The sequence below is a fragment of the Pedobacter sp. genome, from assembly GCF_045628745.1.
In the GTDB taxonomy this organism is placed as follows: domain Bacteria; phylum Bacteroidota; class Bacteroidia; order Sphingobacteriales; family Sphingobacteriaceae; genus Pedobacter.
This window is the reverse complement of record NZ_JAZQPU010000196.1, coordinates 1-10,008: the sequence shown is the minus strand read 5'-3', so window position 1 is coordinate 10,008 and position 10,008 is coordinate 1. Positions and strand designations below refer to the sequence as shown.

The following is a 10,008-nucleotide window of genomic DNA, read 5'->3' as shown; positions in this document are numbered from 1 at the left end:
ATCGCTAATGAGCTTTGGCAGTTTGATTTGTGCAACGAGGGGGGAGGTACATAAAAATAGAGCGGATAAAATATACAATTTTCTACGTCGCATCATATCAGTTGAATAATTATATCAAATTTTCTGTTTGTTATAGACTTCTTTATTTGATGATCGGTTCAATAAGCTTGATGCTACCATCAGCGGCATGTTCCAATGGCGTAACTTTTACATTTCTCAGGTGTGTTCTGTTAGAGAGCTGTGTATCGTGGTAAAATAAAAACCATTTGCCTTTTACTTCTACAATAGAGTGATGTGATGTCCAGCCCTGAACAGGATTCATAATGGTACCCTGGTAAGTAAACGGACCCATAGGATGATCTCCTGTGGCATAGGCTAAATAATGAGTATCGCCTGTAGAGTAGCTGAAATAGTATTTTCCTTTGTATTTATGTACCCAGCTTGCTTCAAAAAATCTTCTGTCGTGGTCTTTAGTCAAAAGTTCTTTTCCATCTTTATCTAAAATCTTCACTTCTTTAACGTCTCCATCAAAGCTCAACATATCAGTACTCATCTTGGCCACTTTAGGTGCTAAAGCAGGTGAATCTTCTTGTTGGCTGTCAGTTTTTGAGCCATTAGCATCATATTTGCCATCTTTCCATCTTTGTAGCTGTCCTCCCCAGATGCCGCCAAAATACATATAGCTTTTCCCGTCAGTATCTGTAAATACAGCAGGGTCAATGCTTAAACTTCCTGCGATAGGTTGTGCTTCAGCTTTAAAAGGCCCTGCAGGTGTTTTTGATGTCGCTACACCAATTCTGAAAACCTCATTTTTGTCTTTTACCGGGAAGTACAAGAAATAAGTACCGTTTTTATAAGCCGCATCAGGTGCCCACAATTGTTTGCCCGCCCATGGAATATCTTTGATTGATAAGGCAACGCCATGATCTGTTACCTTACCATTAATGCTGTCCATGGAAAGGATATGGAAATCCTTCATGGCAAAATGCTCACCCATGTCATTTTCTGGCGTCCCAGCATCAATATCATGAGAAGGATAGATGTAAACTTTCCCATCAAACACATGTGCAGATGGGTCAGCTGTATAGATTTCAGACAACAGTGGTTGTGAAAGAAATTTCACACTTTTAGTGCTGTCTGTGGTTTGTGCAACAACAGTTTTACCTTGATTAGGGGTGCATGCACTGGTTGCTGCCATTCCCATTACAAGCAGGATGGCAGGAGTTTTTAAGGTTTTCATCGTCATATCGTTTTGTTTATTTAAGGTGGTTAAACTTGTATTGCGGCGTTAAGGTTGATTTACAAAAGTTTCTGGTGGGCCTAAAAAGCTATGTTTTAAGCCACCAAGATCTAAAACTAGTTTTTGAAGCACAACACCTGGGTTGATCATCCAGTATTTAAGGGTATGTTTCCCTGCTTGGTCAATTTTAATTGCAGTTTTAAAGATCTTGATATTATCGGCTACCGATTTACCCCATGCGCCATCAGTTATGTAATCTTTACTGATGTTAAGGGTTACCGGAGGCTGGTCATCAATAGATACGGCACACTTTAACCCATCACTATTGGTAAAATCTATGGTCGGCGAGATATAAGTGTGCAAGTTAAAATCACCGGCATCTTTAACATAAATTGTATATTCCAGGTGTGGACTGCCTGCGCTTAAAGTCTGAATTGCACTAGTTACTGGCACAGGAATTACACCAGCTGCAGTTTTACCATATCCTGGAATCACTTTCCAAAATACAGGTCTGCTATCTGTCTTCCTGCTAAAACTTGCGGCCTCCATCGCAATGTATCCTTTGTGCTGAACAAATCCTTGTACATTTTTATCGTCAAACCTGCGATTGTCAATCGTAAGAGGAACAGTAATTTTTGAACCGTCATTGCCAGAAATTACAATTGTGCTATTTGTTTTTCCTGCAGGTGCTTTCGCCCAGTTGATGGTAAAATGAAGTCTTTTAAGCTGATCGAACTCGCCAGAAGTATTTTCTATAATGATATAGGCAGGTGCCTTCACTTCATATTTAACATTTCCCTTTCCTTTATTGAAAAGTTCGATATAATGACTTGAATTCTGATAATACTCAAATATAGGGAGTGTTTGGCTCACTGTAGATTTCCCGGTCCAGGCTAGTTCGCTTTCCTCTATCGCCAAACCCAACGCCGGTTTTGAAGAAATTAAAATAGTATCAGAAAAAGGGATACTGTTTTCTTCAGGCTGCTGCCAGTTGGTATAACCGATGTGAGTCTGGTCCATCATGTGGTCCCATTTTCCATTAGCCATTATTTTGTTGTAGTAATTGGTGATTTCAGCATCCCGGGCATAAAAGGTTTTCACCTGCAAAGCCATTTCGTTGGTTAAATTACGCTGCTGTTTAGCATAGAGCCTGTTTTTAGCTACTGCGAAATACAAATCATTCAGGTTGGCTGCTGCCTCAATAGGGTGGCGCACCAGTTGGTAAAAGGCATCTTTGTATTCGGCAGGAAGCTGCGTATCAAGGCAATCCGCTTCTTTTTTTAGCGTTTGCCAATCTGAAGTTACTTGCTCAAACTCATTGTAATTAATCAGGCTGTATGTTTTTTCATTGAATAGCTCTGGTTTAATCCTTCCATTGTATTTTAAGGTCAGGTCAATCAAGCGGGCTATAGCATTTGCATGTGTAACACCAAATTGTTTAGCCGCCCAGTCTACCGTGTATGTTTTTAATTTTTCTGCAGGGATGGCGTCTGGCGCCCAGGCATAGTCGAGGAAAAATTCTATAGGAAACTCCATAGGTTTCAAGTCACCTACGTTGACAATCCAGATTTGGTTGGCGTTATATTCATAAGCCAGATTCATCTGTTCCCAGGTTTTTTGAATGGGATTAGTGTTGAGCCATTTGTAATTCCGGGGACCACCAACATAGTCAAAATGGTAATAAATGCCGTAACCACCACTTCTTGCGGCTTCAGTTAGTTTTGGTAATTTCCTGATGTTACCCCAGTTGTCATCACATAAAAGCAAGGTAACATCATCAGGTACACGCATGCCTGTATCGTAATATTCCTGAACTTCTTTATAAAGTGCCCATAGCTGCGGACTCTGGCTGGCTGGTTTTTTGGTTACTTTTTCAATAATTTCACGCTGGTCATTTACAATTTTTTCCAATAAAGAGGTTGCTGTACCTTGTGTCATCGGCTCATCGCCATCACCGCGCATCCCTACAGTGATGATCTTTTCTTTGTCTGCAACTCTTTGTAAGCCACTCTCCCAAAATTCCTTTAGCTGCTTTGGGTTTTGTTCGTAGTTCCATTTGCCACCTTTATACCTTTTCCATTCATCATGTGCACGTGTTAAGGGTTCATGGTGTGAAGTTCCTATCACAATGCCATACTCATCTGCCAGTATAGGATTCTGAGGATCGTCATCATTAAAAGCACTTCCCCACATGGCAGGCCAGAGGTAATTTCCTTTAAGGCGAAGGATCAGGTCAAATACCTTCGTGTAAAATTTAGCGTTAAAACCACCGAATTCTTTTTTTGCCCATCCCGATAGGGCAGGTGCTTCATCATTCAGGAAAATGCCCCTGTACTTTACTTTTGGCGAGCTGATAATGTGTTTACCAGCAAGAATATAAAGGTCATCGCTTTTTTTAACAGGCACATCTGCCCAATAATGCCAGGGAGATACGCCTATCTGGTAACTGAGCTCATAAATGCCATATATCGTTCCTCGTTTATCACTCCCTGCAATGACTAAAGCACTTGCTACACCCGGGAAAGGTTGAAGTACCACCTCTATGATGGTGCTTTCCCAATTCCCCGCAATGCCTGCCACATTCAGTTTCTTGTTTTTGATCAATTCATCGATCACTGTACTTTGGCCAATAGTGCCCACAATGATCATAGGCTCTTTTTCAAGCCGCGTTGTTTGTAAGGCTGGCATGATACCCGTTACCAGGTTGATATCATTCTGCAGGTTTTTTACCGCATGTTTCACACCTAAAAAATCGTTGTCGCTATAAAGGATAGCACTCACTTTACCCTTATTGGCTAAGGTAAAGCTACCTGGCGTATAATTTTTAGCGACAAACGGATCAGCGCCAGCGGCAAAACCATTTGTGCATAAAGCCATCAACAGGACGAGGAACAGCATTTTCTTCATACAGGAATTGTTAATTTGGTTGTCTTATATTTGGTTATAAAGCAGCTGTAGCGCCGAAGCGCTTCAGCTTAAAATCCGATGGAATTTCCGCCATCGACAGGCATCACAATGCCCGTAATGTATTTTGAAGAATCGACACTTAAGAAATATACAGCCTCAGCTACATCTTCAGGTTCACCCATTTTTCCCATTGGCGTTCTTGAAAACACTTTGTTCTTTCTTTCAGGATCAGCGTCTAAAGCTTTAGCAGACATGGCTGTTTTGATAAAACCTGGGGCTACACAATTAATGCGGATGCCTAATGGTGAAAGTTCCGTGGCCATAGCGCGAGTCATACCTTCCACACCTGTTTTTGCAGCAGAGTAGGCAATGACTTTAGGAATACCATATTGAGCGGCCATAGAACTGATGTGTACAATGGCACCACTTTCTGCTTTGCTCATGTATTGTACTGTTTCTCTGCTGATGGCAAATACCGCTTGCAGGTTGGTATGGATAATGCCTGCAAAATCAGCATCGCTTACCTCTAAAAAGGCTTTTTTCATATTGATGCCAGCATTGTTGACTAAAATATCTATTTGTTGATATTCCTCGTAAATGCCTGCTATTAATGCCGGAATGCCTGCTAAATCCTGAAGGTCGTAACAGCGAAAGGCGCATAAAGGGCCTAGTTCATTGGCAACGGCAGTCAGCGTAGCTTCGTTTCTGCCAATCATGATGACCTGTATACCTTCTTTAACAAATTTACGGGTAATGGCCAATCCAAGTCCGGCAGCTCCACCGGTTACGATTGCTATTTTTGTATTCATATATTTTCTTTATTTCTTATGGATGAGGGTCTGGTGATGAGTTCCGCATTTAATGTTACCGTGCTGGTAATGTTCAGCGAAGTTTCACCTTCTAGTCTGTTGATTAATATTCTGGCAATGGTTTCACCCATTTCATTTCCGGGATAGTTGATGGTAGTGATGGCAGGTTCTGTTACCCGCGAAATTAAATCATTGTTAAAACCAACAATGGCAATATCCTGGGGTACTTTTAAACCGGCTTCTTTTATAATAGATAAAGCATAGGCGGCTGCTGAGTCGTTGGTTATAAATAAGCCATCAGGTAATCTATCACGTTTCAGCAATTGCTGGCTAAGGGTGTCCTGCACGCCTTGCTCAGAAAGGTCGTTTACATAAATCAAGCTGGGATCAAAGTTAACCTCATGATCTGCAAGCGCTTTTTTGTAACCTTCAAAACGGTCCCTATAGACATTTCTGGAGGTATTACCCGTAATATGAGCAATTTCTTTACAGCCTTGCTCCAAAAGGTGAGAAGTAGCCAGGTAGCCCGCTTTGAAATTATCTATCAATACCTTGGTTGCAGGTAATTCTTCTGCAATACGGTCGAAAAATACCAAGGGGATTTTCTTTTTGATAAAAGTATCGAAGTGTTTATAGTCTTTGGTATCTGAAGAAAGAGAAACAATCAGCCCGTCGACCCGACTGTTAAACATGGTAGTGGTATTGGTTCTTTCTTTGGCTTCCTGTTCAAAGGATTGCGCAATAATAAGGTTATAGCCTGCATTGTTCAACACTTTCTCAATCCCGGAGATCACAGAAGACATGAAAAGACTATTCAGCCGCGGTACGATGAGACCTATGGTATGTGTTTTTTGTTTACGGAGGTTACTGGCGAATTTATTTGACTGATAGCCCAGTTTAATAGCTAGGGCATTTATCTTCTTCTTGGTATCTTTATTAATAGCTGGGTTGTCTGCTAGGGCTCTGCTCACCGTAGCGGCAGAAAGATTTAACTCCCTGGCAAGGTCATATATGGTTATTTCTTTACTGCTCATTTGAAGTACTCAACGTATAGCAGCAAGTTAGGTTAATTCACTCAAAACTGCAATCGGTTGCATGAATTTATTTTAACTGTCTTATGCAACAATATAGATACAACAGCTTTTCTTCAAGCAAGGATTTAATAAACATTTAATGTTAAAGTTTTTTATTACTCCGAAAATTGAATATTTTGACTGAAATTAAAATGCGCTAAATGAACAAATTCTTCGGGGCTGTCCTTTTATTATTTAGTTTCTCTTCCTTTGCTCAGGATAAACTAAACAGCAGTACGCAAAACAGTCGCTATACTTATATCTATCCTGTTAACAATATTACTGTACAAGGTTTATACGACGGCAAAAAACTGGAAGAGGAGCAGTTAAAAATGCCTGTGGATTCTTTTTTAACCATCAAGGGTAAACAACCATCACTACCAAAAGGTAATTACCTGAAAATCTATGCCGAAAAAAACCAATTGGTCTATGGATTAATAGAAAACAGGACGGCTTATTTTAAGTTGCTCAGTAATGAGAAGGAACTCCAATTTGTAATCACAGATCCAAAGGGCAAAGCGCTAAAGGATGCCTTAGTCAGCATTAATGGCAAAAAGATCAGTTTTGATCAGCAGTTGGACTTTTACCACACATCATCCCCCCGAAAAGAAGAGAATCTGGTTAGGGTTGACTATAAAGGTGTTGCCAATTTTACCAGCCTTTCTTTCGATAAAGAAACTAACAAGAGATATATCAACTCGCCAAAAAGGTCAAGAGGGTATATCCCCATCAAACCATCTCTGTTCTCAGGCTATATGGTTTTCAACAAGCCGAAATACAAACCCCTGGATTCGGTAAAGTTTAAAGCCTTTATCGTACAGGGGAAATCTCATCAACCAGTTTCACGAAAATTACAAGTCCGCATTACGGGTTCTAACTATTATAAACTGATAGGGGAAATCAGCCCTGAACATAAAGGTGCCTATGATTTTGCTTTTAAATTACACGACAGCTTAAAAATGGTACTCGACAGAAATTATACTGTAGAGCTCTATGAAAATGATAAAGTTTACAGTAGAGGCTATTTCCAATACGAGGACTATGAATTGAAAGCCATCACTTTTACCGTTAGCGGTGAGAAAGAACAGCATAGCCTAAAAGAACAGCAATCCTTACGCTTTAAAGCTATAGACGAGAATGGCTTAAATGTAATGGATGGCAGGGTAGAGTTGGTTATTAGAGCCAATAACATACAAGTGGTGGGGCAGAAGAGCTTGTTTATTCCTGACACTTTATGGCACCATCAATTTAAATTAGACCCTATTGGGGATACGAAGGTGGTGCTACCGGATTCTATTTTTCCAAATATTGGATTAAACTACAGTGTTGATGCACAGTTTTTCAATGCGCAAAATGAAAAAAGTTATGCGCAGGCTTCTTTTAGCTTTTTAGAAGCAGCAAAACAAGCGTTAAAATTTGAGGCTACGGCCGACAGTTTAGCTATTCGTTTACTTCAACCCACCATTAGCAGTACGTTTGCCGCTCAAATTAATGCCCTCAATGCTGCAGGAGATTTGGTTGAAACCTATACCTTAAAATTACCAGCGACCCTGAAAATAAATCCCCATGTTCAAAAATACGATGTGACGATAGATACCTTAACGCAAACCTTTAACCTGAATGAGCTAAGGCCAGAGATAAATGTATATGGTCAAAGAACAAAGGATTCATTATTGGTTACCGTAGATAATCCCAGGAAAATCCCCTTTTGGTATTCCGTCATTAAAGGCAATAAAGTAGTAGACCGAGGTTATGCGGTCGATTTAAAATATAAGAAAGCCCTCAACCAAAGGGATAAAACAACTTTCCTATACCATTATATCTGGGGAGATATTTCCCAAAGCAACCGGGTGGAAGCACAATTTGCTGAAAAGCAATTGCATTTGGAGGTTAAGCAGCCAGTTGTAATTGCTCCGGGTGAAAAGGTAGAAGTTGAGCTAGCCGTAAGAGATGCCAAGGGAGCAGCCGTGGAAGATGTGGATGTTACTGCTTTTGCGTTGACCAGTAAGTTCAGGTATATGGCACCTTATATTCCTTATCTTGGCAAGTCCTGGACCGCTTATAAGCCCAATCCTACACTGGAAAAAGATGAAGGTGTAGACAGAAGAAGGCTGCCTTTAAACTGGAAGCGCTGGGCAAAGGAGTATGGCCTTGACAGCATTGCTTATTATCATTTTATCCATCCCGATCCTGTTTTTAGATGGGAAGAAGATACCAAACAGCAAGTTACACAAATTGTACCCTTTGTGATCGATAAAGGTAATGTTATGCCTGTTGAAGTGCTGTATATCAATGAAATGCCTGTATACTTTAGCCAGGCAGAACAAGTGATCCGTTATGCTTTTAAGGTAACGCCAGGCTTGGTTAACCTTAAGTTCAGGTTTAAAAATAAGCTGGTAGAAGTGGAGGATGTGAAGGTCGAAAAGGGCAAGAGGCTGGTCATTAGCTTTAATCTCGATACGGTAAGCCATCAATTGATAAAAATAATACCAATGCAAGCAACTTTAACCGATGATGAAGCTGCTCGCTTAAATAATTACATGGTCAGGGTTTCTGATCATTATTCTCCGCGTTTTGCTACTTTGAGTACACCTGACCAGGTTTTCCTTTTGCAACCTGTACAAAATATTTACAGTTGGAACAATCAACAACCTAAATTGGTAGGTCCACTTGCCTATAACTTTGTCGAATACAAAACTAAAGGCCTTGAAGCCATGACTTTTAAGGCAGAGCCGAATTTTGTTTACGACTTTCAGCCAGGGCTCATCAGGCAAAAAAGTACCGAGGGCAAGTATAATTTCAATACAACATTGAGCAGCCAACACCCTTTGACTTATAGAGATTCCGTGTTAACCAATAATGATATAGACAGTCTATGGCTTGATTACCTTGACTTAAGAAGTTATACCACCACCATATTTTCAAACCCTTCTATACATTACACGGGTAGTGGCAGACTGGATCTTAATTTTAAATTTACAGGGGAGAAACCATTGGTAAAGAATATATTGGTTTACAGCAATGATAATCCTGATTTTTTAAACATTTACCCGGGGCGACAAACGAATTTAGGAAACTTTTTACCGGGGAAATACCGCATCATGGTTTTGTTAAAAGGTGACCGGTATGTATTGCTGGAAAATGTGCTGCTCAAGGCTTATGGCAGGAATATTTTACAAGTCTCCCTAGATCAGCCACGGCCAAAAGATGACCTCAGCTCAAAAATCTCTGCTTTTATGATAGAGAAATCCATTGCGCTACAGGTAGGGGAACAACCTACGACAACAAAAATAAAAGAAGTATTTAACAACAAATTTATTCCCATCAACACTTATGAGGATGTCATGTCGGGCGTTGTTCTTTCTAAAGAGGGAAAAACACCTTTACCAAGTGTATCTATAAGTATAAAAGGGACAAGTTTTTGGGTGAGAACCGATGTCAATGGTCAATTCAGCATCAAGGTTCCTAAAAGAGGATTGTTGACCATTAGCTATATTGGATTCAATGAAGAAGAAGTGAAAATTAAGCATTCCACGGGTAATAAAATCTTTTTGGAAGAAAGCACCAACAGTTTAAACGAAGTAGTCGTAGTAGGGTATGGAGCGCAACATAAAATGATTAGCCAGGAATTGCTAGAGAGAGTATCTGACGTTCAAACGAATTCAACAGGCAGTATGGTTTCTATCCGCGGTACAAATTCTGTGTCAGGAGCAAGCGGGCCTTTATATATTGTTGATGGTGTGGTGATGGAAGATGCAATGAAAACGCTCAAGCCAGATGACATTGAAGAATTAACTATGTTGAAAGATGCTGCAGCCGTAGCTATCTATGGCTCAAGGGCAGCTAATGGGGTCATCATGATCACCACTAAAAAAGCCAAAGAAAAAGCCATGGTGCAGTTGGCAGCAAATGATGGTGCACCACCTTCTTCCATCCGTAAGAATTTTGCTGATGATGCCTTCTGGCAGCCAAAACTGCG

The 10,008-nt window shown here is 40.3% G+C and carries 5 protein-coding genes; 1 reads left to right on the top strand and 4 read right to left on the bottom strand.

The window, feature by feature from the left end; genetic code table 11:
* Positions 1-142: 142 nt before the first annotated feature.
* The 4 genes from ACR2F7_RS07540 to ACR2F7_RS07525 all read right to left on the bottom strand — a co-directional run bounded on the left by ACR2F7_RS07540 (position 143) and on the right by ACR2F7_RS07525 (position 5,990).
* Positions 143-1,246 carry a glycoside hydrolase family 43 protein gene (locus ACR2F7_RS07540; protein WP_432712972.1) on the bottom strand — a complete coding sequence of 368 codons (1,104 nt, stop codon included), beginning with the start codon at positions 1,244-1,246 and terminating at the stop codon, positions 143-145.
* Positions 1,247-1,288: 42 nt separating this feature from the next.
* Positions 1,289-4,147 (bottom strand): glycosyl hydrolase 115 family protein, encoded by a 2,859-nt coding sequence (locus ACR2F7_RS07535; RefSeq protein ID WP_432712971.1) that lies wholly within the window; start codon positions 4,145-4,147, stop codon positions 1,289-1,291.
* Between the two features lie 68 nt (positions 4,148-4,215).
* A complete protein-coding gene (locus ACR2F7_RS07530) occupies positions 4,216-4,956 on the bottom strand; it encodes an SDR family NAD(P)-dependent oxidoreductase (protein ID WP_432712970.1) in 741 nt (246 codons plus the stop codon).
* Entirely contained in the window at positions 4,953-5,990 is a 1,038-nt protein-coding gene (locus ACR2F7_RS07525) for a LacI family DNA-binding transcriptional regulator (RefSeq protein ID WP_432712969.1), read from the bottom strand. Before ACR2F7_RS07525 ends, ACR2F7_RS07530 begins: the two co-directional genes overlap by 4 nt.
* Before the next feature lie 200 nt (positions 5,991-6,190).
* Here ACR2F7_RS07525 and ACR2F7_RS07520 point away from each other — a divergent pair.
* On the top strand, positions 6,191-10,008 hold a 3,818-nt coding region (locus tag ACR2F7_RS07520; RefSeq protein WP_432712968.1), incomplete at its 3' end, for a carboxypeptidase-like regulatory domain-containing protein.

Coding starts and splice junctions, on each gene's coding strand:
- ACR2F7_RS07535 (WP_432712971.1), bottom strand. CDS start 4,147: ATGAAGAAAATGCTGTTCCTCGTCCTGTTGATGGCTTTATGCACAAAT.
- ACR2F7_RS07530 (WP_432712970.1), bottom strand. CDS start 4,956: ATGAATACAAAAATAGCAATCGTAACCGGTGGAGCTGCCGGACTTGGA.
- ACR2F7_RS07525 (WP_432712969.1), bottom strand. CDS start 5,990: ATGAGCAGTAAAGAAATAACCATATATGACCTTGCCAGGGAGTTAAAT.
- ACR2F7_RS07540 (WP_432712972.1), bottom strand. CDS start 1,246: ATGACGATGAAAACCTTAAAAACTCCTGCCATCCTGCTTGTAATGGGA.